The organism is Tropicimonas sediminicola, from assembly GCF_900188335.1.
Lineage (GTDB): Bacteria > Pseudomonadota > Alphaproteobacteria > Rhodobacterales > Rhodobacteraceae > Tropicimonas > Tropicimonas sediminicola.
The window spans coordinates 141,021-166,350 of record NZ_FZOY01000006.1 but is presented as its reverse complement, the minus strand read 5'-3'; the positions used below and the strand labels follow the sequence as shown (position 1 = coordinate 166,350).

The 25,330-nt window shown below is 67.4% G+C and carries 24 protein-coding genes and 1 tRNA gene; 14 read left to right on the top strand and 11 right to left on the bottom strand.

Translation table 11 applies throughout. The features are described 5' to 3' along the window. Positions 1-19 precede the first annotated feature (19 nt). Positions 20-96: transfer RNA gene (locus tag CHB86_RS16060), tRNA-Ile, on the bottom strand. Between the two features lie 131 nt (positions 97-227). On the opposite strand from CHB86_RS16060, the gene purM reads away from it, so the two are divergent. From purM to rnd, 3 genes are all read left to right on the top strand, one after another. Continuing rightward, the gene (gene purM, locus CHB86_RS16055) at positions 228-1,274 is read left to right on the top strand and encodes a phosphoribosylformylglycinamidine cyclo-ligase (protein ID WP_089234218.1); all 1,047 of its coding nucleotides are present in this window, start codon (positions 228-230) and stop codon (positions 1,272-1,274) included. Beyond that, a complete protein-coding gene (gene purN / locus CHB86_RS16050) occupies positions 1,271-1,864 on the top strand; it encodes a phosphoribosylglycinamide formyltransferase (RefSeq protein ID WP_089234094.1) in 594 nt (197 codons plus the stop codon). Before purM ends, purN begins: the two co-directional genes overlap by 4 nt. A gap of 91 nt (positions 1,865-1,955) precedes the next feature. Then, entirely contained in the window at positions 1,956-3,113 is a 1,158-nt protein-coding gene (gene rnd / locus CHB86_RS16045; protein ID WP_089234093.1) for a ribonuclease D, read from the top strand. A gap of 57 nt (positions 3,114-3,170) precedes the next feature. On the opposite strand, the gene CHB86_RS16040 is transcribed toward rnd, so the two are convergent. Next, the gene (locus CHB86_RS16040) at positions 3,171-3,650 is read right to left on the bottom strand and encodes a hypothetical protein (protein ID WP_089234092.1); all 480 of its coding nucleotides are present in this window, start codon (positions 3,648-3,650) and stop codon (positions 3,171-3,173) included. A gap of 143 nt (positions 3,651-3,793) precedes the next feature. On the opposite strand from CHB86_RS16040, the gene CHB86_RS16035 reads away from it, so the two are divergent. Further along, positions 3,794-4,219 carry a SufE family protein gene (locus CHB86_RS16035; RefSeq protein WP_089234091.1) on the top strand — a complete coding sequence of 142 codons (426 nt, stop codon included), beginning with the start codon at positions 3,794-3,796 and terminating at the stop codon, positions 4,217-4,219. A gap of 13 nt (positions 4,220-4,232) precedes the next feature. Here the strand turns inward: CHB86_RS16035 and CHB86_RS16030 are convergent, their stop codons facing one another. The 4 genes from CHB86_RS16030 to CHB86_RS16015 form a co-directional block, all read right to left on the bottom strand. Further along, positions 4,233-4,862, bottom strand: a complete 630-nt coding sequence (locus CHB86_RS16030; protein WP_089234090.1) for an MliC family protein — start codon at positions 4,860-4,862, stop codon at positions 4,233-4,235. 79 nt (positions 4,863-4,941) lie between these two features. Then, positions 4,942-5,601, bottom strand: coding sequence for a DUF1638 domain-containing protein (locus CHB86_RS16025; protein WP_089234089.1), 660 nt, complete (start codon positions 5,599-5,601; stop codon positions 4,942-4,944). Next, a complete protein-coding gene (locus CHB86_RS16020) occupies positions 5,598-5,780 on the bottom strand; it encodes a hypothetical protein (protein WP_089234088.1) in 183 nt (60 codons plus the stop codon). The genes CHB86_RS16025 and CHB86_RS16020 overlap by 4 nt, the downstream gene beginning before the upstream one ends. A 43-nt stretch (positions 5,781-5,823) precedes the next feature. Continuing rightward, on the bottom strand, positions 5,824-6,531 hold the full coding sequence (locus CHB86_RS16015; RefSeq protein ID WP_089234087.1) for a corrinoid protein: 708 nt from the start codon (positions 6,529-6,531) through the stop codon (positions 5,824-5,826). 177 nt (positions 6,532-6,708) lie between these two features. On the opposite strand from CHB86_RS16015, the gene CHB86_RS16010 reads away from it, so the two are divergent. Further along, positions 6,709-7,800, top strand: a complete 1,092-nt coding sequence (locus CHB86_RS16010) for a PA0069 family radical SAM protein (RefSeq protein ID WP_089234086.1) — start codon at positions 6,709-6,711, stop codon at positions 7,798-7,800. Positions 7,801-7,819: 19 nt separating this feature from the next. Here the strand turns inward: CHB86_RS16010 and bmt are convergent, their stop codons facing one another. From bmt to CHB86_RS15995, 3 genes are all read right to left on the bottom strand, one after another. Then, positions 7,820-8,827 (bottom strand): betaine--homocysteine S-methyltransferase, encoded by a 1,008-nt coding sequence (gene bmt, locus CHB86_RS16005; protein ID WP_089234085.1) that lies wholly within the window; start codon positions 8,825-8,827, stop codon positions 7,820-7,822. 162 nt (positions 8,828-8,989) lie between these two features. Next, positions 8,990-9,319, bottom strand: a complete 330-nt coding sequence (locus tag CHB86_RS16000; protein WP_089234084.1) for a DUF1476 domain-containing protein — start codon at positions 9,317-9,319, stop codon at positions 8,990-8,992. An 83-nt stretch (positions 9,320-9,402) separates the two neighbouring features. Beyond that, positions 9,403-10,533: a hypothetical protein gene (locus CHB86_RS15995; protein ID WP_089234083.1), complete on the bottom strand. Its 1,131-nt coding sequence runs from the start codon at positions 10,531-10,533 to the stop codon at positions 9,403-9,405. A 220-nt stretch (positions 10,534-10,753) separates the two neighbouring features. On the opposite strand from CHB86_RS15995, the gene purC reads away from it, so the two are divergent. From purC to CHB86_RS15955, 8 genes are all read left to right on the top strand, one after another. Continuing rightward, positions 10,754-11,515 (top strand): phosphoribosylaminoimidazolesuccinocarboxamide synthase, encoded by a 762-nt coding sequence (gene purC, locus CHB86_RS15990; RefSeq protein ID WP_089234082.1) that lies wholly within the window; start codon positions 10,754-10,756, stop codon positions 11,513-11,515. Between the two features lie 129 nt (positions 11,516-11,644). Next, the gene (gene purS / locus CHB86_RS15985; RefSeq protein ID WP_089234081.1) at positions 11,645-11,884 is read left to right on the top strand and encodes a phosphoribosylformylglycinamidine synthase subunit PurS; all 240 of its coding nucleotides are present in this window, start codon (positions 11,645-11,647) and stop codon (positions 11,882-11,884) included. 239 nt (positions 11,885-12,123) lie between these two features. Then, complete coding sequence (locus CHB86_RS15980; RefSeq protein WP_089234080.1) at positions 12,124-12,774, top strand: hypothetical protein; 651 nt, start codon at positions 12,124-12,126, stop codon at positions 12,772-12,774. Positions 12,775-12,918: 144 nt separating this feature from the next. Next, the gene (gene purQ, locus CHB86_RS15975) at positions 12,919-13,587 is read left to right on the top strand and encodes a phosphoribosylformylglycinamidine synthase subunit PurQ (RefSeq protein WP_089234079.1); all 669 of its coding nucleotides are present in this window, start codon (positions 12,919-12,921) and stop codon (positions 13,585-13,587) included. A gap of 95 nt (positions 13,588-13,682) precedes the next feature. Continuing rightward, the gene (locus CHB86_RS15970) at positions 13,683-15,449 is read left to right on the top strand and encodes a sensor histidine kinase (RefSeq protein WP_089234078.1); all 1,767 of its coding nucleotides are present in this window, start codon (positions 13,683-13,685) and stop codon (positions 15,447-15,449) included. Between the two features lie 31 nt (positions 15,450-15,480). Continuing rightward, entirely contained in the window at positions 15,481-16,812 is a 1,332-nt protein-coding gene (locus CHB86_RS15965) for a sigma-54-dependent transcriptional regulator (RefSeq protein WP_089234077.1), read from the top strand. Continuing rightward, the gene (locus CHB86_RS15960) at positions 16,809-17,480 is read left to right on the top strand and encodes an HAD family hydrolase (RefSeq protein WP_089234076.1); all 672 of its coding nucleotides are present in this window, start codon (positions 16,809-16,811) and stop codon (positions 17,478-17,480) included. The genes CHB86_RS15965 and CHB86_RS15960 overlap by 4 nt, the downstream gene beginning before the upstream one ends. A gap of 461 nt (positions 17,481-17,941) precedes the next feature. Next, a complete protein-coding gene (locus tag CHB86_RS15955) occupies positions 17,942-21,166 on the top strand; it encodes an Rne/Rng family ribonuclease (protein ID WP_089234075.1) in 3,225 nt (1,074 codons plus the stop codon). Positions 21,167-21,227: 61 nt separating this feature from the next. On the opposite strand, the gene CHB86_RS15950 is transcribed toward CHB86_RS15955, so the two are convergent. Further along, positions 21,228-21,458: a sulfurtransferase TusA family protein gene (locus CHB86_RS15950; protein WP_089234074.1), complete on the bottom strand. Its 231-nt coding sequence runs from the start codon at positions 21,456-21,458 to the stop codon at positions 21,228-21,230. A 128-nt stretch (positions 21,459-21,586) separates the two neighbouring features. Between CHB86_RS15950 and CHB86_RS15945 the strand changes: the two genes are divergently transcribed. Further along, complete coding sequence (locus CHB86_RS15945; protein WP_089234073.1) at positions 21,587-22,339, top strand: cytochrome c biogenesis CcdA family protein; 753 nt, start codon at positions 21,587-21,589, stop codon at positions 22,337-22,339. A 143-nt stretch (positions 22,340-22,482) separates the two neighbouring features. On the opposite strand, the gene acnA is transcribed toward CHB86_RS15945, so the two are convergent. Further along, positions 22,483-25,173 (bottom strand): aconitate hydratase AcnA, encoded by a 2,691-nt coding sequence (gene acnA / locus CHB86_RS15940; RefSeq protein ID WP_089234072.1) that lies wholly within the window; start codon positions 25,171-25,173, stop codon positions 22,483-22,485. Positions 25,174-25,330: the final 157 nt, after the last annotated feature.

Genomic DNA, 25,330 nt, shown 5'->3' with positions numbered 1-25,330 from the left:
CGGCGCGACCCGATTGTCGTGGTAGGCCCGGCAGGACTTGAACCCGCAACCAAAGCGTTATGAGCGCTCTGCTCTAACCAATTGAGCTACAGGCCCACGCGACGACTGCCTAGCATGCTGGCAATCCGGGTCAAGCCATATGATGCGCCCGGCACGGGCGGCATGGACTCGGACGGCCGCGCTTGCTAACCCGCGCCAGGATTGGCCAATCGGGAAAGGGCATGCCGGTGAGTGCAGGCAAGAACGGACTGACCTATGCTGCGGCGGGCGTGGATATCGACGCGGGCAACGCGCTCGTCGAGCGGATCAAGCCGGCGGCAAAGTCGACCGACCGCGCGGGCGTGATGGCCGGGCTGGGCGGCTTCGGCGGGCTCTTCGACCTGCGGGCGGCCGGCTACGACGATCCGGTCCTCGTGGCGGCCACCGATGGCGTCGGCACCAAGCTGCGGATCGCGATCGACACCGGCGTCGTCGAAGGCGTCGGGATCGATCTCGTGGCGATGTGCGTCAACGATCTGGTCTGCCAGGGCGCCGAGCCGCTGTTCTTCCTCGATTACTTCGCCTGCGGGGCGCTCGACGTGGAGCGCGCGGCGCAGGTCGTCGAAGGCATCGCCGATGGCTGCCGCCAGGCCGGCTGCGCGCTGATCGGCGGCGAAACGGCCGAGATGCCGGGCATGTACGAGGCAAAGGATTTCGACCTCGCGGGCTTCGCGGTGGGCGCGATGGAGCGCGGCGCGGCGCTGCCGGCGGATGTGGGCGAGGGCGACGTGCTGCTCGGCCTGGCCTCGGACGGCGTGCATTCCAACGGCTATTCGCTGGTGCGCAAGGTGGTCGAGCTGCAGGGGCTGGGCTGGAACGATCCGGCGCCCTTCGGCGAGGGGCCGCTCGGCGCAGCGCTGCTGGCGCCGACCCGGATCTACGTGAAATCCGCGCTGGCCGCGATTCGGGCCGGCGGCGTGCACGGGCTGGCGCATATCACCGGCGGCGGGCTGACCGAGAACCTGCCCCGGGTGCTGCCCGAGGGGCTGGGCGCCGAGATCGATCTTGGCGCCTGGAAGCTGCCGCCGGTCTTTGCCTGGCTCAGCGAGGCGGGCGGGCTAGAAACGCCGGAGCTGCTCAAGACCTTCAACGCCGGCATCGGGATGGTCGTGGTCGTCGAGGCCGAGCGCGCCGAGGCGCTTGCGTCGCTGCTGGAAGGCCAGGGCGAGCGGGTCCACCGTCTCGGCAGCGTCGTCTCGGGCGAGGGTGTGAGCTACCGCGGGACGCTGGCGTGAAGCGTGTCGCCATCCTGATCTCGGGCGGCGGCTCCAACATGCTGGCGCTGCTCGACAGCATGGCGGAAGCCGGCCATCCGGCCACGCCCTGCCTCGTGGCGTCGAACGACCCCGAGGCGGCGGGGCTGGCCCGCGCGGCGGCGCGCGGCGTCGCCACAGACGCGGTCGATCACCGCCCCTTCGGCAAGGACCGCGCTGCCTTCGAGGCGGAACTTCAGGCGCTGATCGCAGCCCATGACGCCGACATGATCTGTCTTGCGGGCTTCATGCGGGTGCTGACCGCCGGTTTCGTCACCCCGTGGTCGGGTCGGATGATCAACATCCACCCCTCGCTGCTGCCGAAATACCGCGGTCTGCACACCCATGCCCGCGCGCTGGAAGCCGGCGATGCCGAGCATGGCTGCACGGTGCACGAGGTCACGCCCGAACTCGACGACGGCCCGATCCTCGGCCAGGCAAGGGTGCCGGTGAAGCCCGGCGACACGCCCGAGATCCTCGCCGCGCGGGTGCTCGAGATGGAACACAAGCTCTATCCGGCAGTTCTGCGGCGTTTCGCAGCGGGAGACCGGCGTCCGGTCTGGCTGCCCTGAGGGCGCTTTTCTTCCGCGGTTATAGCGGCTAAGAGGGCTTGAGCGGATCAAGAAGCGCCTTTCCGGGCCCGAAACAACAAGTACCGTCTGAATGCGAACACTCACAACGACCGAAGAGCTTGCGGCCTTTTGCGAGGCGGCTCGGAGCGAGCCATACGTTACCCTCGATACCGAGTTCCTGCGGGAGCGCACCTATTATTCCAAACTCTGCCTCGTGCAGATGGCCCTGCCGAACGATGGCGAGGCGGTGCTGGTCGATCCGATCGCCGGGGGCGACGCGCTGTCGCTGGAACCGCTCTACGATCTCTTCCGCGACACGTCGGTGGTGAAGGTGTTCCACGCCGCGCGGCAGGATCTCGAGATCTTCTTCCACGAGGGCAACGTCTTTCCCGAGCCGCTCTTCGATACCCAGGTCGCCGCGATGGTCTGCGGGTTCGGCGAGCAGGTGGGCTACGAGACGCTCGTGCGCCGCATCGCGCGGGCCAGCGTCGACAAGTCCTCGCGCTTCACCGACTGGTCGCGCCGTCCGCTGTCGGAGGCGCAGCAATCCTATGCGCTGGCCGACGTCACGCATCTTCGGGTGATCTACGAGCACCTTGCCCGCGATCTGGAGCGTTCCGGCCGCCAGCGTTGGGTCGAGGAGGAACTCGCGGTCCTGACCGATCCTGCCACTTACCTGATCGAACCCCGCGAGGCCTGGCGGCGGCTCAAGACCCGCACGAATTCCGGCCGTTTCCTCGCCATCGCGCGCGAGCTGGCCGCATTCCGGGAATCCTATGCGCAGCAGCGCAACATTCCCCGCAACCGGGTGTTCAAGGACGACGCCCTGTTGGAGCTTGCCTCGACCAAGCCGCGCACGTCCGAGGACCTCGGCCGCTCGCGGCTGCTGACCCGCGAGGGTCGCAAGGGCCCGATTGCCGACGGCATTCTGGCCGCCATCGCCGCCGGGCTGGAGACGCCGCAGGCCGATCAGCCGGTGGCGGACACCAGCCGCGAGAAGCTGCAGGTCAACCCGGCCCTGGCCGACCTGCTGCGGGTGCTGCTGAAGGCAAAGTCCGAGGAAACGGGCGTGGCGCAGAAGCTGATCGCCACCGCCTCCGAACTCGACGCGATTGCCGCCGGACAGCGCGACGGTGCGGCGCTCAAGGGCTGGCGGCACGAGGTGTTCGGCGCCGATGCGCTGCGGCTCTGCAATGGCGCCATCGCTCTGGCCGCCCGCGGTCAGGCGGTTGCGATCATCGACGTCTGATCCGACCTTCGCGCAGCGCCCCTGCATCCGCGCTGGAGCAGAGGCGCGCGCGCAATGTCAGCGGCGGGAGCTGCGCGCGTTCGCCTGGCCGACGACCGTGATCTGCCGGACATTGCGCAACGTCTGATCTGTGAGGAACAGTGCTGTCGTGACCTCGCGCGAACGCGCGGTGCTGGCGGGGGTCGGCGTGGGCGGCGGCACGATCCGGAATTCGAGCCGGATCTCGCCATCCTTGGCTGCGACCTCGCCGGTGACGGTCTGGTAGGTGGAGACCAGGTCGGCCTTCCAGTAACCTTGCGTCGGGGGCAGGCCGGTTGCGGTGACGATGGCGCCACCCGGGGTCTGCTCCACAGTCATGGAGACCACCTGCTCGACCAGCGGCCGGAAGTCGGCGTTCTGTTCGTAGCCGTCCCTCGGCTCCAGCGTGGGAGCCGAGCGGCTGCCACCGAACCAGCCCCAGTTGCCCGGGTTGTAGCGGCTTTGGCACCCTGCAAGGACCAGCGCGGCGATCACGCCGGCAACAATCTGCGCTTTCATGATGGGTCCTCGCCGTGCCTGCTCATCTGGCTATCCGATTACCGAAAAGCGAGGGAGATGAAAAGCCTGCGTCGCGGTGTCCCCGCCACTGGACCCCGCTGCGCTGTCAGCCTAGGTTCTGGCGCGAGACAAAGGAGCACGCCATGGCCCGCGACGCCTTCGAGGACATCGTCGAGACCTTCGAATTCCTGGATGACTGGGAAGACCGGTATCGCCACGTGATCGACATGGGCAAGGCCATGGATCCGCTGGAGGAGAGTTTCCGGGTGCCGGCCACCAAGGTCGAGGGCTGCGCCAGCCAGGTCTGGCTGGTTCCGGAGATCGAGGGCGAGGGGCCGGGCGCGGTGTTCCGGTTCCGCGGCGACAGCGATGCGATGATCGTGCGCGGCCTGATCGCGATCCTCGTCAGCCTGTATTCCGGCCTCAGCGTGGCCGAGGTAACGAAAGTGGATGCGCCGGCCGAGCTCAAGCGGCTCGGGCTCGACGAGCACCTGTCCTCGCAACGCTCCAACGGGCTTCGGGCGATGATCGAGCGCATTCGCCTGCTGGCGGAGAAGGCCGCGGCCTGACCCGACGGGGGCGCTATTCCTGCCGCGCCAGTTCGCACTCGAAACTGGTGCCGTCCGGGTCGGGCTCCCGGTAGGTCGCGGCCTCGCCCTTGATCCAGATCTCCCGCCCGGAACTCCCGGCATAGCGCGCGCCCGAACCGGTGCGCTCCAGCGTCCCGGTGTCGATGGAATCGCCGCGCTCGAAGCGCAGGCTGGGCAGTTCGGTGTCGAAGAACATGGTGACGACCTCGTTGGCCGGGTTGCCGCCGCAGGTCCAGAAGGCGGTGGACCGGGGCGGCTCCAGCATCCATTGCGTCACCAGCTCGACCTCGCGCCGCAGGTAGGAAGCCTCGACGCAGGCCCGCACATCCCCGTCCGACGCCTTCCAGCACTCGTCGCGCCCTCCGATCCAGCCGCGCTGGTAGGCCTTGAGATCCGCCTCCGCTTCCGCCGCCCCGGCGTCGAGCCCGCGCGCCGCCTCCAGCGCCGCCGCATAGCGCTCCGCCACCCGTCGGTCGAGCGCGGCCAGCCCGGGATCGTTGCAGACCAGTTCTTCCGCCGTGGTCTCGGCCTTGCTGCAATCGAACGACGGCCCCTCCTGCGCGGGCGCTCCCGCGGCGGCAAGGACGAGAAGGGGGATGGATATCGCGAGGCTTCGGTGCATGGCGGTGGTCTCCCTGGGGTGTGACGTCGCGCTCAGGCCTAGCACGGCCGGAAGCTTGCTCAAACAGCGGTTGGCGCCGCTACCGGGCCGCGCCGGTCGCCGCCCCGATGGCGGTTTCGAGATCGCCATAGCCGGTGAACCGCCGTTCATAGGCAAGCCCCAACCGCGCGGCGCAGCCCCGAGCCTTTGCGGTCAGGCCGGGGTCCTCCGTCTGGGCCTGGTGCACCAGCCGGGTGTAATGGGCGAAGTAGGTGTCGCGCAGCTCCGGATGGCGGTCGAGCCCGAGCGGGCGCCAGACGAAGGCGTCGAACTGCCGGACGAGGAAATCGGTCAGGTAGAAGGTCGTCATATCGTCCGCGGACGTCTCTGCGAAGCGCGCATTGCCTTCGTAGAAGCTGTAGCAATGCGGCCCGGCGATCATCTCAACCCCGTGGCGGTCGCAGACCTCCTGCAACAGCCCGCCGGTTCCGCAATCGGCATAGGCGACGAAGATCGCGTTGAAATCGGCCCGATGTTTCACGATCGCCTGTTCCACGGCAGGCGCGATCCGTTCGGGATGGTTGTGCAGGATCGCCGGCAGGCAGGTCAGTTCGATATGGTCCCACCCATTGGCGGCCTTGAGCGCAAGGATCTCTCGGGCGATGGCGCCGCAGCCGATCACCAGCAGCCGCGCATCGCCTGCCGGATTGCCGGCTGCCATGCCCTCGTGGGTCAGCGTGGAGTCGTCAGGCGTACTCATCGGAGGCTGTCGTCCCGCCGCTGCCGGAGCCAGAGCGCCAGCCGCAGCGCCAGCGCGACGATCGCCGCGATCCCGAGCATGGCAGGGGCCTGGCCCGCGCCCGTAAAGAGCAGGGCGACCGTCAGGGCTGCGGCCAGCAGGACAAGTGCGATCAGGGTGAAGAAATGTCTCGGGGGCATGGTCGTCTCCTTGCTCCCGAGATAGGGGCCCGTGGGCCGGTTGTCAGCCCGCGGCCATCTGGTTGTGCTTGCGCGCGATGAAATCCTTGGCTGTCTCCACCGCCACGGCGGCATCGCGGCAATAGGCATCGGCGCCGATGGCCCGGCCGAATTCCTCGTTCAGAGGCGCGCCGCCCACCAGCACGATGTAATCGTCGCGAATGCCCTGCGCCACCATCGCGTCGATCACCACCTTCATGTAGGGCATCGTCGTGGTCAGCAGCGCCGACATGCCGACGATGTCGGCCTCTTCCCGCGCGGCGGCCTCGATATAGGCTTCCACCGGGTTGTTGATCCCGAGGTCCACCACCTCGAAGCCGGCGCCCTCCATCATCATCGAGACGAGGTTCTTGCCGATGTCGTGGATGTCGCCCTTGACGGTGCCGATCACCATCTTTCCCATCCGCGGTGCCCCGGTCTCGGCCAGGAGCGGCTTGAGGATCGCCATGCCGGCCTTCATCGCGTTGGCCGCCAGCAGCACCTCGGGCACGAAGAGGATGCCGTCCCGGAAGTCATTGCCGACGATGGTCATGCCGGCCACCAGCGCCTTGGTCAGCACGTCATAGGGCTGCCAGCCGCGTTCCAGCAGGATGTTGACGCCTTCCTCGATCTCCTCGCGCAGGCCGTCATAGAGGTCGTCGTGCATCTGCAGCACGAGGTCTTCGGTCTCCAGCTCGGACAGGATGATCTCGTCGTCTTCCTCGTCGGACATGTCGGCACTCCAGGCAGGGGCGGCGGAAAGGCCGCGGGGGCTGATCCCTAGAATTCTACGCAACTTGGCCTTTGCACGCGACCGATTGCGACATGCGCATCGTCGCTACCGACCTGAGCACCGGTAAGCGGGCCGTCCCCCTTGCTCAATGTTCACTTTATGTTCTAGATTTGCCGCATGTCCGCCGATGACGCCGCAAATCTCCCGCAACGCCGCCTTGCTGGCCGTGCCGCCCGCTCGAACCGCCCCGGCCGGTTCGAACGCCACGGGCGCGACCGGGTAGAGGATGGCTGGATCGGCGATCTGGAGGCGCTGCCGCCGCTGCGCACGGAAGTCGCGGTAGAGCACCCGAAATCGGTGCTGAGCCGGAACAGCTCGCCCGACATCGGCTTCGACCGCTCGGTCAATCCCTATCGCGGTTGCGAACACGGCTGCATCTATTGCTTCGCCCGGCCGACCCACGCCTTTCTCGGCCTGTCTCCCGGCCTCGATTTCGAATCCCGGCTCATCGCCAAGCCCGACGCGCCGGAGATCCTGCGGCGGCAGATATCGCGCCCGCGCTACCGACCCGCGCCCATTGCCTTCGGAACCAACACGGACCCCTATCAGCCGATCGAGCGGGAGCGTCGCATCACGCGGGGCTGCCTGGAGGTGCTGAGCGCCTTTCGCCATCCGGTGACGGTGACCACCAAGGGCTCGTTGGTCGAGCGCGACGCCGATCTGCTGGGCGAGATGGGGCAGGCGGGGCTGGCGCGGGTGGCTCTGTCGATCACCACGCTCGATCCTGCGCTTGCCCGGTCGATGGAGCCGAGGGTGCCGTCCCCCGCGCACAGGCTCCGCACCGTCGAAGCGCTGTCGCGCGCGGGCTGCCCCGTGTCCGTCTCGGTTTCGCCGATCGTCCCGGGACTCACCGATCACGAGATCGAGGCGATCCTGGCCGCGGCGCGGGACGCGGGCGCGAGCCATGCCAGCATGATCCTGCTGCGCCTGCCGCTGGAGGTGTCGGAGCTGTTCCGCGAGTGGCTGGCCGAGGCCCACCCGGAGCGGGCGGCGCGGGTCATGGCCCGAGTGCGCGAGACGCACGGCGGGGCGGATTACCGGTCGGACTGGGGCACGCGGATGACCGGGCAGGGGACCTATGCCGCCCTGCTGCAGCAGCGGTTCCGTTTGGCCGCCCGGCGCCTCGGTCTGGAAGGACCGGCCCCCGACTTGCGGACAGACCTGTTCCATGTGCCGCCGCAACCGGGCGACCAGCTCAATCTGTTCTGAAGTTGGCGACCAGCGGCGATCAGCCCCTGCGGCGGCGCCGTGTGCGAGGCTCGGCGGTCTCGCCGGTGCCGTCGCTGGCGGAGGAGAACCCGCCGAGCTCGGCCGCGATCTGCTCCAGCGTCGGGCGCGGGCCGGGCGGCGTGTTTTCCAGCGCCGCGCGCATCGCCTTCAGGTGCTCCGGCGTCGTGCCACAGCAACCGCCGATGATCCTTGCCCCGGCATCGCGGGCCAGCACCGCATAGCGGGCCATCAGCTCCGGCGTGCCGTCGTAGTGGATGTGCCCGTCGACGTATTTCGGGATGCCGGCGTTGCCCTTGGCCACGACCGGGATCTCCGGCGCCATGGCGGTAAAGCCCAGCACCGTGCGCATCAGGTCCGACGCACCCACCCCGCAGTTCGCGCCGAAGGCCAGCGGCGGGTGATCGAGCTGGCCCACCAGCGTCACCATGTTGGCCGAGGTCACGCCCATCATCGTGCGCCCGGCGGTGTCGAAGCTCATCGTGCCGACCCAGGGCATGCCGGCGCGCTTCGCGGCCTCGGCGGCGGCGCGGTACTCCTCCGGCGCCGAGATCGTCTCGACCCAGAGCACATCGGCGCCACCTTCCTTCAGGCCCTCGGCCTGCTCGTGGAACATCTCCACCGCGGCGTCGTGGGTCAGCGGGCCCATCGGCGCCATGATCTCGCCTGTCGGACCCATCGAGCCCGCGACGACCACCGGGCGGCCTGCAGCGTCGGCGACCTCGCGGCCGAGTTCCGCGCCCAGACGGTTCAGTTCGCGCACCCGGCCTTGCGCCTCGTGCAGCTTGAGCCGCGCGGCGGTGCCGCCGAAGGTGTTGGTCAGGAAGATGTCGCTGCCGGCCTCGACCGCGCCGCGATAGAGCGCACGGATCCGGTCCGGATGGTCGGCGTTCCACAGCTCCGGCGCATCGCCGGACTGCAGCCCCATGTTGAACAGGGTCGTGCCGGTGGCGCCGTCGGCCATCAGCCAGTCGCGGGAGGCAAGCAGTCGGGAAAGGGCGTCAGTCATGGCGGCAGGTCCGTTCTCTGTGCGGCCGCCCGAGACGGCCCGGTGTCGCGCTCTTGTCACGATCCGGCCCGCGAGGCAAATCCGATTGCCGTGGGCCCACGGTGCCCGAACGCAGGGCGCGCCCCGCAAGGAGCGCGCCGAAGATCGTTGATCCGCGAGGTGTCAGAGCATGGTCTTGAGTTCACCGGAGCGCGCCTTTTCGCGCCCCGCAGCCAGGAATTCGGCCATCCGCTCGCGGATCCGGTCCTCCGGCCGAAGCTCGCCGAGATCCTTCTTCAGTTTCGCGACCACATCCTCATGCCCGGCTGTCTGCAGGTCGACGGCGATGATGTCCTTGGCATAGCGCACCGCCTCCTCGGCGGTCATGCCCATCAGCGCAGCGGCCCAGAAGCCGATCTGCTTGTTGCGATACGCCTGGGCCAGGAACTCCAGCTCGGCGTCGTGCACGAACTTCGCCTCGTAGGCATGTTCCCGTTCGTCGAATGTGGTCATGGTGATTTGGCCTCCCGTCCGAAATCTTCTTTCGATTCCAATGTATGTATCGGATGCGATCTTGCCTAGTGCGACCCGCCGCCCTAGGCGCCGCGACCGAACAATTCCGCCAGCCGCGCAGCCGCGGAGTGCTTGACCGACAGCGGGCGGTTGCCGGCGGCGATCATCTGGCGGGCCTCCTCCAGCGCGGCGTCGACATCGCCGGCCACCAGCTTGGCGGTCAGCTCATCCAGCCAGCCCACCTGCTGCTCCGGCGGCAGCGCGGCCTCGACCGCTTCCACGAGAAGCTGGGTGACCTCTTCTTCCCAGGTGGGGGCTTGGCTCGGCTTCGCCGGGGCGGGTTCGGGCCGTGGCGGCGGGGGAGTGGGGCGCGCAGGCGCGGGCGCCTCGACCTCCTCCGGAACCTGGGCCGAGCCACCGGTCATCAGCGCCTTGCGTTTCGCCGCCAGAACGGTTTCCGCCGAGGAGAGCGGCAGCCCGCCCGGGGCGTCGGAGAGCTCCAGCGTCAGGGTTCCCGGCTCCGGCTCGTCGAACAGGCTCTCCGGATCGATGCCGAGCGCCTCGAGAATCGCGGCCTGGCGCACCGGCGTCATCACTTCGAAGGCCGGCGTGCCCGGCGGCGGCAGGCTGTCGGTCTCCAGCGGATGCGGCATGCCTGAATCGATTCCGATCCAGTCGGCCTCGGGCGCCGTGCCGTCGGCGCTGCGTGACACGGCCTGACGGGTGGCGCGTCCGTCCTGGTAGACGTGAAAGGCGAAATGGGCGCCGGGGTGTCGGCCGCCGGAATAGCGGAAGTAGAACAGCTCGTCTCCGCGCAGCGCTTCGCTCAACTCGAGGCAGAGCGACGAGATCTCGCCGTCGGCCTCGCGGAACTCGATCAGCGTCAGCCCGCCGGCGCCGATCGGCGCGGTGAGCCGCACCGGGCTGCGGGCCGAGCCGAAGCCCATGTCCGTCAGCATGAGCCGCGTGAGCGGCCCCGGGCCAAGCGTGCCGTCAGGTTGGATCATCAGGGGCTTGCCGCGTGGTTTGCGCTCGGCGCGAGAGGTCTTGGCGCGCCCGCGGCCCAGCAGCTTCGACAGGAATCCAACGCGGGATCCCGCCGCGGCGCCGCGGTCTCCCGTCTCGCCGGTGCGGATCTGGCCGAGCGCGGCCGCGATCTCCGCCGGGGACCGTGCGGATACGGCAAAGTCGATGAGGGCGAAATCCTCGGTCATGGTCACCTGTCTCCCTGCGGCCCGACGGCCGAGAACCCGCGTCGCTGGCGATCCCTGCGCCTTCGCAAGGTCATGCACGACGTCCTGTGGTGTCAACCGGTCAGCGGCCCTGCGTCAAGTGCCTAAAGAGGCGGAAGCTTGCGGCAAGGTCAGGCTTGACGTATAGGGCATTTCGAAACCGGCTCCGGGAAGTTCCCAGAGGGGCCGATGAAAGGATTCCATGGCACGCCGCAAGAAGATTTACGAAGGGAAGGCCAAGATTCTCTACGAAGGACCGGAGCCCGGAACGCTGGTTCAGTACTTCAAGGATGACGCCACCGCCTTCAACGCCGAGAAGAAGGACGTGATCGAGGGCAAGGGGGTTCTGAACAACCGCCTGTCCGAGTACTTCATGACCGGCCTGAACAATATCGGGGTGCCCACGCACTTCATCAAGCGCATCAACATGCGCGAGCAACTGGTTCGTGCGGTTGAGATTATCCCGCTCGAGGTCGTGGTTCGCAACGTTGCCGCCGGCTCGATCTCGAAGCGCCTCGGCATCGACGAGGGCACGCCGCTGCCGCGCCCGATCGTCGAATTCTACTACAAGGACGACGCGCTCGGCGACCCGATGGTCACCGAGGAGCACATCATCGCCTTTGGCTGGGCCGCGCAGCAGGACCTCGACGACATCGTGGCGCTGGCGCTGCGGGTGAACGATTTCCTCTCCGGAATCATGATGGGCGTCGGCATCAAGCTGATCGACTTCAAGATCGAGATCGGACGGATCTGGGACGGCGATTACATGCGCCTCGTGGTCGCCGACGAGATCAGCCCGGACAGCTGCCGGCTGTGGGATGTCCAGACGGGCCAGAAGCTCGACAAGGACGTGTTCCGCCGCGATCTGGGCAACCTTGCGGACGCCTACACCGAGGTCGCCCGGCGGCTGGGCGTGCTGCCGCAGAACGGCGCGCCTCTCGGAAAGCCGACCCTGATCAACTGATCGGGCGGATCCGCAATGCATTCACGGCCGGATCCCGAAAGGGGGCCGGCCGTTTGCATGTGGCGAGGGTGCTTGACACCAATCGGCCCGCGCGCGAAGGGAGCGGGGAAAGTTGAAAAGGGGAAGCCGATGCGCGCGAAAGTGACCGTCATGCTCAAGAACGGGGTTCTGGATCCGCAGGGCGAGGCCGTGAAATCGGCGCTTGGCGCGCTTGGTTTCGAGGGTGTGGACGCCGTGCGTCAGGGCAAGGTGATCGAGCTGGACCTGGCCGAGACCGATGCCGCCGCGGCCGAGGCGACCGTCCGCGAGATGTGCGAGAAGCTCCTCGCCAACACGGTGATCGAGAGCTACGGCGTCGAGATCCTCTGACCGCGAGGCCCGGTGGGCTTCGAGATCAGTTCCCGAGACAATCCTTGCTCCTTCGCAAGATTGTTCTCATTGATGCGGTCTGTATCGGGCGCCTGTGGCAGGCGCCCCATCCAAGCACCAAATTCTTCTCCCGGTTGAAAATTTCCTCTTCCCATGTCGCGCAAGTCGGCTAACGTTGCGGCACGCGATGAAGCACGGCGGTACGACCGTGCGACGGGCAATGAGGAGCCGAGCAGGACATGAATTCCGGACAACTTTCGACAGCAGTGTTTTCGCTGGCACTCCTTGCGCTGGCGTCTGGCGGAGCGGCCGAGGCGGCTGTCGTCAATCCCGGCGGGTTCACGCCCGATGCCGTGGAGGATTTCGAGGGGACGGCCGGCGGAAGAGCTGTCCTTAGCACGATTTTCGGCGGCGATGTCGCTGTCACGCCGAGCCCCGACAGCCTGTGGTCCGTGGATGCCGGGAACTGGTCGGATTTCCGCGGTGGCTCCCCGATCGTACCGAATTCCGGCACCAGGTTCGGCACCATCGCCGGCTTCGGCGGGTTCGAGCTCGATTTCACCGGGATCGGCGGGATCCTCGGGTTTGGCGGCTGGGCGTCCGCTGCCGGTTCGGGCAACGACGTTCTCGAGTTCTTCGACCTGAGCGGCAACTCGATCGGCACATTCACCGAGACCGGGGGCTTCGGCCCGGGCAACGGGACGATGGTGCAATTCAGCTTCCTGTCGAGCGTCACCATCGGCTCGATCCTGCTCAGCGGACCGGAAACCGCCTTCGACGACCTGAGCTACCTCGTGGCCTCCCAGGTGCCGCTGCCGGGCTCGCTGTCCTTGCTGGGCGGCGCGCTGCTCGGGGCGGGCTGGATGGCGCGCAGGCGCCGCGCGGCCTGAACAGACCCGGGATCGATCCGGCAAGAGCCCGCGCGGCAGGTCCGCCCGGGCTTGACGCCTGCGAAGGGTGCTTTATTGCCCTGATCGCGGGCAGCGCACTCGGGTATCCGGGCGCGCCCGCATCGAGCAGGACAGGAGATCCCCATGCGCGCAGCCGTCGTCACCTTCCCCGGTTCCAACTGCGACCGCGATCTCGCGGTGGCGTTCGAAGCGGCCGGCTTCGAGGTTCATCGCGTCTGGCACAAGGATACCGCGCTGCCCGAGCGGCTTGACGTGATCGGCCTTCCCGGCGGCTTCTCCTTTGGTGACTACCTGCGTTGCGGCGCGATTGCCGCCAACGCACCGATCTGCCGCGAGGTGAAAGCCTTTGCCGAGAAGGGCGGGCATGTGCTGGGGATCTGCAACGGCTTCCAGATCCTGCTGGAAACCGGGCTGCTGCCCGGCGCGCTGATGCGCAACGCCAGCCTGCATTTCGTCTGCAAGCCCGTGGGTCTGCGGGTGGAAACGGCGGACTCCGCCTATACCTCGAAGTACACGGCCGGTGCCGAGATCACGATCCCGATCGCGCATCACGACGGCAACTACCAGGCCGATGCCGAGACGCTGGCGCGGCTCGACGGCGAAGGGCAGGTGGCCTTCCGCTATCTCGACAACCCCAACGGATCGGCTGCCGACATCGCGGGCGTGCTCTCGCCCAACCGCCGGGTGCTAGGCATGATGCCGCATCCGGAGCGCGCGGTGGACCCGCTGCATGGCGGCACCGATGGCGCGGCGCTCTTCGCCGGGCTGACCGAGGCGCTGGTCGCCGCCTGACGGCCATGAGAGCGGCCAATTGCATTTCCCCGGCGGCGCTGCCCCTGCGTCACGCGCCTCTTGGGTTTGCCGGCGTTTTCGCTTAACTTTCAACCATGTCAGAAACCCAGTCTCCGCCGGACAATGCCGAGCTCCCGGACCCGTGGCGCCTGCGCGTCGTGGCTCTGGTGATCGTTCTGCTGGCCGGGGTGACGCTCTACGGGACGAACATCTGGCTCACCGACCGTTTCACCGAGACCACGCGCAACCGGGCCGAGCTTCGGCTGGCGCTCTACTCGGGCAACGTGATCAGCGAGTTGCAGCGGAACTCGGTGGTGCCGCTGCTGCTCGCGCAGGACCCTGCGCTGATCAACGCGCTGAATTCCGGAGATTTCTCGCAAAGCTCGCAGCGCCTGATCTCGTTCCGCGACGAGATCGGCGCCGCGTCGCTGCTGCTGCTCGACCGGGACGGGCGGGCCGTGGCCGCGACAGACCGCAACAAGATCGGCAGCCAGAACCGGCAGGAGACCTTCTTCGTCGAGGCGCTCCGGGCCAATGACACGATCTTTTCCGTCTTCGATCATGAAAGCGGGGCCAAGCGCTTCACCTATGCGCGCAAGATCACCTCGGAACGGCAGGTGATCGGCGTCATCGCGGTCGAGGTCGATCTTCACAAGTTCGAGACCAGCTGGGCCGGGATCGCCGATGCGGTGCTGGTGACCGACAGCGCCGGCACGATCATCCTGGCCACCGAGCCGCGCTGGCGGGGGCGCACCATCGAGGAGGCGCTGGCGCAGACCTCGCCGCCCTCGGCCATCGCCCGGGCGCTGCACGCCACGACCGACTGGTCGCTGACCATGCCCGATGCCTACATACTCGGGGAGGCGGTGCTGCGCTCAGACGGGCGCATCCCGTTCCAGGGCTGGCGGATCAGCAGCTTCACCACCTACAGCTCGATCCGGGAGCGGGTGAACGGGGTGCTGGCGCTCGAGATCATGGGCTTCGCGCTGCTGCTCGCGGCGGCGTTCTACTTCATGAGCCGGAAGGCGCAGTCCCGTTCGATCCTGTTCCAGCGGGAATCCGCCGAACTGCGGCAGCTGAACCAGCGGCTGCAACGCGAGATCGCGGAGCGGGAACGGGCGGAAAAAAGCCTCGAGGTCGCCGAGCAGACGCTGGCGCAAAGCTCAAAGCTCGCCGCGCTCGGCGAGATGTCGGCGGCGGTGAGCCACGAGCTGAACCAGCCGCTCGCCGCGATGAAGACTTATCTCGCCGGCGCGCGCCTGCTGCTGCAGCGCCGACGGCCGGAAGAGGCGCTGAGCTCGTTCCAGCGGATCGACGACCTGATCGGCCGGATGGGCGCGATCACCCGGCAGCTCAAATCCTATGCCCGCAAGGGCGAAGAGGCCTTCGAGCCGCTCGACGTGCGCGAGGCGGTATCCTCGGCGCTGACCATGATGGAGCCGCAGCTCAAGACCCGGCACGTGGCGATCATCCGGACGATGCCGGCCGAGCCGGTGATGGTGCTGGCCGACCGTTTGCGGCTGGAGCAGGTCTTCATCAACCTGTTCCGCAACGCGCTCGACGCCACCAAGCAGTCGCCCGAGCCGACGATCGAGCTGACGCTCTGGTCGGGCGAGACGGCGACGCTGAGCGTGCGCGACAACGGGCATGGAATTGCCGACCTCGATTCCCTGTTCGAGCCGTTCTACACCACCAAGCAGCCGGGCGACGGCGTCGGGCTCGGGCTTGCCATTTCCTCGGGGATCGTGAACGACTTCGGCGGTCGCCTGACGGCGCGCAACGCGCCGGGCGGCGGCGCAGTCTTCGAGGTGCGGTTGCCGATCTACCGCAGGACGCCAAGCGGCGCGCGCGCTGCAGAATAAGTGAGAGTGACTTTCTCCGGGAGGTAAGTCGATGGCCAAGGCAATGAAGATCGCGATTGTCGATGACGAGCAGGACATGCGGCAGTCGATCAGCCAGTGGCTGGCGCTGAGCGGGTTCGACACCGAGAGTTTCGCCACGGCGGAGGACGCGCTGAAGCGGATCGGGCCGGATTATCCCGGCGTGGTCGTCTCCGACGTGCGGATGCCGGGGATGGACGGGATCGCCTTCCTGAAGCGGCTGATGAGCCAGGACAGCGCGATGCCGGTGATCATCATCACCGGTCACGGAGACGTGCCGATGGCGGTGGAGGCGATGCAGCTCGGCGCCTTCGATTTCCTCGAGAAGCCCTTCAACCCCGACAAGATGACCGAGCTCGCCAAGCGCGCGACCCAGAAGCGCCGGCTGGCGCTCGACGCGCGGGCGCTGCGGCGTGACCTGTCGGGCGGCACCCAGATCATGGACAAGCTGATCGGCGCCAGCCCGGCGATGGAGCGGCTGCGCGAGGATATCCTGGATCTCGGCCAGGCCGACGGCCACGTGCTGATCGACGGCGAGACGGGCACCGGCAAGACGCTGGCGGCCCACGCGTTGCATGCCGTGGGCTCGCGGGCATCCAAGCCCTTCGTCCTTCTGCAATGCGGTGCCTACCCCGACGAGGTCGCGGGCCGCGAGTTGTTCGAGGGCGAGCCCGATGCCGGCGTCCTGCCGCTGGTGGAGCAGGCCCGCGGCGGCACGCTCTGCCTCGAGGACATCGAGGCGCTCAGCCCCGCCGTGCAGGCCCGGCTGCTGACCTTCATCAACGACCAGGGCACGCCCGCCGAGACCCGCATCGTTGCGGTGTCGAACCTGCAGGAGCAGGGCAAGACCTGCGAGGACATGCTGCGGCCCGACCTGTTCTACCGGCTTGCCGCGATGCGGATCACCCTGCCGCCGCTGCGCCAGCGTGGCGAGGACATCCTGCAGCTCTTCACCCGGTTCACCGAGCAATTTGCCGAGGAATACGGCTGCGACGCGCCGCAGGTCGGCGCGCAGGAAGCGGCGCAGCTTCTCCAGGCGCCGTGGCCGGGCAACGTGCGCCAGCTCATCAACGTGGCCGAGCGGGCGGTGCTTCAGTCGCGGCGCGGCTCGGGCACCATCGCCTCGCTGCTGATGGCCGAGAGCGAGACGGTGGAGCCGGTGATGACCACCGAGGGCAAGCCGCTCAAGGAATACGTCGAAGCGTTCGAGCGGATGCTGATCGACAACACGATGCGCCGCCACAAGGGCTCGATCGTGGCGGTGATGGACGAGCTCTGCCTGCCGCGCCGGACGCTCAACGAGAAGATGGCGAAGTACGGGTTGCAGAGGTCCGACTACCTGTGAGCCGACCGAGGCCGGGCGCGGGCGCCGCGCTGCTCTTCGACATGGACGGGCTGCTGCTCGACACCGAACGCCCGGTCTTCGAGGTTTTCGTGGAGGAGGCGCGCGCCCTTGGTCTGGAAGACGCGGAGTCCTTCGGCCTGTCGATGGTGGGCCTGAGTTCGTCGATCTGCCAGAGGCTTCTGCGCGACTACCTGCCCGCGGAGATCGGGCTGGAGCGCTTCCGGGAACGCTGGGATGCCGGCGTCCGCGCGCGGCTTGCCGGGGGGATTCCGCTCAAGCCGGGCGTCGCCGAGGTGCTGGAGCGATTGACCGGGGCAGGGTGGTCGATGGTGGTCGTCACCTCCACCCGGACCGTCACGGCCCGCAGCCACCTGGGCGAGGCGGGGCTGCTCGACCATTTCCTCGACGTGGTCGGCGGCGACGCGGTGCCGGCCAACAAGCCGGACCCGGCACCGTATCTGATCGGCGCGGAACGGGCGGGCGCGCACAGCCGCGACTGCCTTGCCTTCGAGGACAGCGACGCCGGTGTTGCCTCGGCGCTCGCGGCGGGCTGCGAGGTGCACCAGATCCCCGACATCCGTCCGCCCGACCGCCCGGTTCCGCAGCGCGGGCAGGCGGTGCACCGGACCCTGACCGACGCCGTCGCCGCCGCCGGCCTGCTCGTGTAGCCCCAGTCCCGCGAAAATGCTGCGAATGCACTGTCCGGCGGTCGCTCCGACCGTCGCCCGCGCACTTTGCGATTGTATTCATCCACAATCTGTCGATAAGGTCTGTATACCGGTCCCTCCGAGCGCATTTGTCGCGTCTCGCGGACCTAGAAATTTCACTGTACCCGTAATTTGCCGGCCATCTGCTGGCGGTCGGGGACAGGGTAAACCGGTCATAACAGGCCATATGCTCGCGGCGCAGCCCGGGCGAAATCCTGAATTGGTGCCGCGCGCTCGACCGCGACGGCATCGGAGACAAGAACCGCGATGGAACGCGCGAGGCGACACAACAGAACAGGCAGGACGCGTCAAGCGGCCCGTGCCGCTGTTGCAATGCCCGCCTTTCCCGCCTCAAACATACGCCCCGATCCCCTTCCCGCGCCTGACCGGACGCGGACGCCACCGGGGTGCGAAAGTCTTACATGGCAAAGAAGATGCTCATCGACGCCACCCACGCGGAAGAGACCCGCGTTGTGGTGGTCGACGGAAACAAGGTTGACGAGTTCGATTTCGAATCCGTCAACAAGCGCCAGCTCGCTGGCAATATCTACCTCGCAAAAGTCACCCGCGTAGAGCCCTCGCTCCAGGCGGCCTTCGTCGATTACGGCGGAAACCGCCACGGCTTCCTGGCCTTCTCTGAAATCCACCCGGATTACTACCAGATCCCGGTCGCGGACCGGCAGGCCCTGCTGGCCGAGGAACGCGCCTATGCGGAGGCCGAGGAAGAAGAAGAAGCCGAGGAGAGCAAGAAGAGCAGCCGCTCGCGCTCCCGCCGGCGGTCCTCGCGCTCCCGCGACAAGGACAAGGAAAAGTCGACCGAGGCCACAACCGAGACGCGCCCCAGCGTGGAGGGCATGGACGTCGTCGAGTTCGACGATGCCGAGAACGAGGCCGAGGATTCCGATCCGCTTCAGCTGATCGAGGACGAGGCGCCGCGGCCGAAGCAGACGCGGAAGAAAGCCAAGGCCGAGGCGTCGAAGCCCGAGGCCGGCGATTCTGAACAGGCGGAAGCCGCCGAGGCGACGGAAGTCGCCGAGGACGCCGCTCAGGCCGAGAGCGCGGAGGCTGGCGCCACGGCGGAAACCGAATCTGCGCCTGCAGAGGAAGCGGTTGTCACGGCGGAAGCCGAGACAGAGGCCGAGCCTGAGGTCGCCGAGAACGAGGTCGCTTCGGCCGAGGACGCAGAGTCGGACGAGCCCGAAACGCCGCGCAGCGGCACCATCGCCGCCCGCATCGAGGACGACGAGGACGATGTCGTGACCTCGGGCGAGGTCGATGCCGAGGGCGATGCCTCCACCGAGCCGGAGACCGCCGAAGCCGAAGAGGCGCCGGCTGTCGAAGACGAAGGCGCCGAGACCGCGGACGCGCCTACGGAAGAACAAGCCCCCGTGGAGGCGGAAGCACCCGCCGAGCCGGAAACGGCTGCCGAGGCGGATGCGCCTGCTGCCGAGGCTGAACCGGAGGATGCCGCAGCGGAGAACGCCGACGCCGAGCAGGCCGAGGACGAAGACGACGAGGAGGACGAGGCCCAGGACGGCCCCGATCCGAAAGCCGAGATCGAATCCGTCGCCGAAGAGGACGTCCAGGAAGAGATCCGCCGTCCGCGCAAGCCGCGGATGCGTCGCTACAAGATCCAGGAGGTCATCAAGGTCCGGCAGATCATGCTGGTGCAGGTGGTCAAGGAAGAGCGTGGCAACAAGGGCGCCGCGCTGACGACCTATCTCAGCCTTGCAGGCCGCTACTGCGTGCTGATGCCCAACACCGCGCGTGGCGGCGGCATCTCCCGCAAGATCACCAATGCCAGCGACCGCAAGAAACTCAAGGAGATCGCCGGCGAGATCGATGTGCCCGAGGGCGCGGGCCTGATCATCCGCACCGCGGGCGCCAAGCGCACCAAGGCGGAGATCAAGCGCGACTACGAATACCTCAAGCGGCTCTGGGAGCAGATCCGCGAGCTGACCCTCAAGTCGATCGCGCCCGCGCCGATCTACGAGGAAGGCAACCTGATCAAGCGCTCGATCCGCGACCTCTATAACCGCGACATCGACGAGGTGCTGGTCGAGGGCGAACACGGCTACCGCGTGGCCAAGGACTTCATGAAGATGATCATGCCGTCCCACGCCAAGAACGTGCGCCAGTACACCGACACCATGCCGCTTTTCGCCCGCTACCAGGTGGAGAGCTACCTCGCGGCGATGTTCAACCCGACGGTCCAGCTCAAGTCCGGCGGCTACATCGTGATTGGCGTCACCGAGGCGCTGGTGGCGATCGACGTGAACTCCGGCCGGGCCACCAAGGAAGGCTCGATCGAGGAGACGGCGCTCAAGACCAACCTGGAGGCTGCCGAGGAGGTGGCTCGCCAGCTCCGCCTGCGCGACCTGGCCGGTCTGATCGTGATCGACTTCATCGACATGGAAGAGCGCAAGAACAACGCCGCCGTCGAGAAGCGCTTCAAGGACAAGCTCAAGACCGACCGCGCGCGCATCCAGGTCGGCCGCATCTCGGGCTTTGGCCTCTTGGAGATGTCCCGGCAGCGCCTGCGCCCCGGCATGCTGGAAGCGACCACGCAGCCGTGCCCGCATTGCCACGGCACCGGCCTGCTGCGCTCGTCCGACAGCATCGGCCTGCAGATCCTGCGCCAGCTGGAAGAGGAAGGCGGACGTCGCCGGTCGCGTGAGGTGCTGGTCAAGGTGCCGCCCTCGATCTGCAACTTCCTGATCAACCAGAAGCGCGAGCACATTGCGCATATCGAGAGCCAGTACGGAATGGCGGTGCGGATCGAATCCGATCCCGCGCTGATCCCCCCGGACTTCTCGATCGAGAAGTTCAAGACGGCGACCCGCTGGGTGCCGGAAGTCTCCGCGCCGGTGATCTCCATCGACACCTCCGACATGCCGGAGATCGACGAGGAGGCCGAGGACGCGGTCGAGGTCCAGGAGGAAGCCACCACCCCGGAGGCGTCTTCCGAGGACGGAGGCACCAAGAAGAAGCGCCGCCGCCGTCGCCGCCGGAAGGGCTCGTCCTCCGGCCAGGAGAATGGCGAGGCCCAGACCGCGGATTCCGAGACCACGGAGCAGGATACCGATGCTTCGGATGCCGGTGACGAGACCTCCGAGGGCGATGCTCAATCCTCCGAAGCCTCCGGCGAGGATGGAGACGAGCAGCAGAAGTCGTCCCGCTCGCGCCGTCGCCGCCGGTCGCGCTCGCGGTCCAAGTCGTCCGACGAAACGGCAGACGCCACGACGGACGAGGCTGGCGCCGATGCCACCGCCTCGGAAGAGGCCGCGGTCTCGTCCGAGCAAGCGGACGCCGAGGTAAGCGAACCGGCCGAGCCTGTCGCCGAGGAAGCCGCCGAAGCACCTGCCGCCATCGAAGAGGCGCAGGCAGAGCCGGAAGCCGCGCCGGAGCCTGCGCCGGTCGAGGAAGCCCAGCCGGAAGCCGTGGCGGAGATCGCCGAGGAAGCGCCGGCCGAGACCCCGGAAGCGGCGCCCGAGCCGGAGCCCGTCGCGGAAGCCGAAGCGACCGAGGCCGCTCCCGCCGAACCGGAGCCCGAGATGGCCGAGGCGCTGGTCGAAGAAGCCCCGCAAGCGGTGGAGGAGGACGATTCCAAGCCCAAGCGTCGCGGCTGGTGGTCTGTCGGCCGCTGAGCGGAAGGAAAATGGACAAGGAACGGGCGGCCCTCATCGGCCGCCCGTTTACGTTTCTGGCTCAGCCCTTCTTTTTCAGGGTGAAAACCTGGTGATCGCCGGCATCGGCATGTTCCAGCAGCAGGTGCCCGGATTCCGCGCAGAAATGCGGCATGTCGATCAGCGCTGCCGGATCATCGGTCAGCACCCGCAGGCATTCGCCTGCCGCCAGCGCGCCAAGCGCCTTGCGGGCGCGCAGCACCGGAAGCGGGCAGAGCAGCCCGCGTGCATCAAGTGTCGTCGGCTCGTCCATATCCGAGGATGTATGCTGCCCGCGACGTGGCGTCCACACCCCAGCGGCACCGCAACCACGGCAATGTGACGCGACGCCCCCGTGACGTGCTCGAAGCCGCTTGATAGGTGGGGAAAAAAGGAGCTCCAATGCCCGGACTGGACATCATCGACGCCGGCCTGATGCCGGCCATGGCCATCGCCCTCGTCGCGGGGCTGATCAGCTTCCTCAGCCCCTGCGTGCTTCCTATCGTGCCGCCGTACCTGGCCTACATGGGCGGCGTCTCGATGACCGACATGTCCTCCAGCGGCTCGGGGCGCGGTCGGGTGATCCTCACGGCGCTGTTCTTCGTGCTCGGGCTGTCGACCGTCTTCCTATTTCTCGGCTTCACCGCCTCGGCCTTCGGCGCGTTCTTCCTGCAGAACCAGGGTGTTTTCAACGCGCTTGCGGGATTGCTGGTGATGGTCTTCGGGATGCATTTCCTCGGCATCTTCCGCATTCCGTTCCTTGAGCGGGAGGCGCGTCTGGATGCCGGCGACCGTGGCGGCTCGGCTTTTGGAGCCTACGTGCTCGGCCTGGCCTTCGCCTTCGGCTGGACCCCCTGCATCGGCCCGCAGCTCGGCGCGATCCTGTCGCTCGCGGCGTCCGAGGCCGACATGGCGCGCGGTACGCTGCTGCTCGCGGTCTACGCGATCGGTCTCGGCGTGCCTTTCCTGCTGGTTGCCGCGTTCTTCCCAAGCCTCAGCGGCGTGATGGCCTGGATGAAGCGCCACATGGACCGTATCGAACGGGTCATGGGCCTGCTGCTCTGGACGATCGGCTTGCTGATGCTCACCGGCGGCTTCTCGCAATTCTCCTACTGGCTGCTCGAAACCTTCCCGAGCCTTGCGATGCTGGGCTGATCGCCCACTCTTCTTGGCGGAAATACCCCGGGGTCTGGGGCGGAGCCCCAGCCACCGCCGTTGGTCCGACAGGTCCCAAATGAAAACGCCCCGGCCGGTAGACCCGGCCGGGGCGTTCGTCCTTGCGGTGCGTCGCGCGGCTCTTACGAGGCCTTCGCGAGGTTGCGCAGCACGTAGTGCAGCACGCCGCCGTTCTCAATGTACTCGATCTCGACCGCGGTATCGATCCGGCACTTCAGCGTGATCTCGACGACCTCGCCGTTGGCACGGGTGATGGTGCAGGGCACCTCCTGCAGCGGCTTGATCGTGTCGAGGCCGGAGATCGAGACCGTCTCGTCGCCGGTCAGGCCCAGCGTCTTGCGGGTGTCGCCGCCGGTGAATTCGAACGGGATCACGCCCATGCCGACGAGGTTGGAGCGGTGGATGCGCTCGAAGCTCTCGGCGATGACCGCCTTGACGCCCAGAAGCGCGGTGCCCTTGGCCGCCCAGTCACGGGAGGAGCCGGCGCCGTACTGCTCGCCACCGAAGATCACCAGCGGCGTGCCGGTTTCCTGGTAGGCCATGGAGGCGTCGTAGATCGAGGTCTGCGCGCCGTCCGGACCCTTGGTGTAGCCGCCCTCGACACCGTCCAGCATCTCGTTCTTGATCCGGATGTTGGCGAAGGTGCCGCGCATCATGATCTCGTGGTTGCCGCGGCGCGAGCCGTAGGAGTTGAACTCGCGCGGGGTCACCTGCCGGTCGGTCAGGTACTTGCCCGCGGGCGTGTCCTGCTTGAACGAACCGGCCGGGGAGATGTGGTCGGTGGTGATCATGTCGCCCAGCAGCGCGAGCACCTTGGCGCCCTCGATGTTGGAGATCGTGCCCGGCTCCATGCCCATGCCCTGGAAGTAGGGCGGGTTCTGGATGTAGGTCGAGGTCGACGGCCAGTCGTAGGTCTCGGCGTCGGTGATCTTGACGCCCTGCCACTTGTCGTCGCCCTTGAACACGTCGGCGTATTTCTTGAGGAAGGCTTCCCGGGTGACGGTCTCGTGCACCAGGTCGGCGATTTCCTTGTTGGTCGGCCAGATGTCCTTGAGGAAGACGTCGTTGCCGTCCTTGTCCTGGCCGAGCGGCTCGGTGGTCAGGTCGATGTTCATGTCACCGGCCAGCGCATAGGCGACCACGAGCGGCGGCGAGGCGAGGTAGTTGGCGCGGACATCGGGGCTGATCCGGCCCTCGAAGTTCCGGTTGCCCGAGAGCACCGCCGTCGCCACGAGGTCGCCCTCGTTGATCGCCTTGGAGATCTCCGGCTGCAGCGGGCCGGAGTTGCCGATGCAGGTGGTGCAGCCGTAGCCGACGAGGTTGAAGCCGATGGCGTCGAGGTCTTCCTGCAGGCCGGCGGCCTCCAGGTACTCGGTCACGACCTGCGAGCCCGGCGCCAGCGAGGTCTTCACCCAGGGCTTCCGGTTCAGGCCAAGCTCGCGCGCCTTGCGGGCAACGAGGCCGGCGCCAATCAGCACGTAGGGGTTCGAGGTGTTGGTGCAGGAGGTGATCGAGGCAATGACCACCTTGCCGGAGGACATCTTGTAGTCCTCGCCGTCGACCGCGACTTCCTTGTCCATCGGGCGCTTGAAGGTCTCCGCCATCTCCTTGGCGAAGCCGGCCTTGGCGTTCGTCAGCGGCAGGTAGTCCTGCGGGCGCTTCGGACCGGAGATCGCCGGAACGATGGTGCCCATGTCGAGCTCCAGCGTGTCGGTGTAGACCGGCGCGTAGTCGGCGCCGCGCCAGAAACCGTTCTCCTTGGCATAGGCTTCGACCAGCGCGATGCGGTCCTCGTCCCGGCCGGTCTGGCGCAGGTAGCGCAGGGTCTCGTCGTCGATCGGGAAGAAGCCGCAGGTCGCGCCGTATTCCGGTGCCATGTTGGCGATCGTCGCGCGGTCGGCCAGCGGCAGGTTGTCGAGGCCGGGGCCGTAGAATTCCACGAACTTGCCGACCACGCCCTTGGCGCGCAGCATCTCGACGACCTTCAGCACGAGGTCGGTGCCAGTGGTGCCTTCGACCATCTCGCCGGTCAGCTTGAAGCCCACGACCTCGGGGATCAGCATGGAGATCGGCTGGCCCAGCATCGCGGCCTCGGCCTCGATTCCGCCGACGCCCCAGCCGAGCACGGCCATGCCGTTGACCATGGTGGTGTGGCTGTCGGTGCCGACGAGCGTGTCGGGGTAGGCGACTTCCTTGCCGTCCTGGTCGGTGTCGGTCCAGACGGTCTGCGCCAGGTACTCGAGGTTCACCTGGTGGCAGATGCCGGTTCCCGGCGGGACGACGCGGAAGTTGTTGAACGCGTTCTGGCCCCACTTGAGGAAGGTGTAGCGTTCCATGTTCCGCTCGTACTCGCGGTCCACGTTCATCTGGAAGGCGCGCGGGTTGCCGAACTCGTCGATCATCACCGAGTGGTCGATCACAAGGTCGACCGGGTTCAGCGGGTTGATCTGCTGGGCGTCGCCGCCGAGGCCCTTGATGCCGTCACGCATGGCGGCGAGGTCGACCACGGCGGGAACGCCGGTGAAGTCCTGCATCAGCACGCGGGCCGGGCGATAGGCGATCTCGCGCGGGTTCTTGCCACCCTTTTCGCCCCATTCGGCGAAGGCCTTGATGTCGTCGACGGAGACGGTGAAACCGGCGTCCTCGAAGCGGAGCATGTTCTCCAGAACCACCTTCAGCGCAGCGGGCAGCTTGGAGAAATCGCCAAGGCCGGCATCCTGTGCGGCGGGGATGGAATAATAGGAATAGGTCTTGCCACCGACGGTCAGATCCTTGCGGGTCTTGGCGGTGTCCGTTCCGACTTTGATAGGCATGAGATGGCCTCCCTTTCGTGTCCAGGGGTTCGCTGACCGTGCATGTGCCTGAGGAATCCTGCGCAATCAAGCGAAGATCGGGGGGTGCGGCAATTTTTTGTATACCATTGCACACCAAGCAGGCGATCCAGGGTCCTGCGCGGCTTCGGAGAGGCGT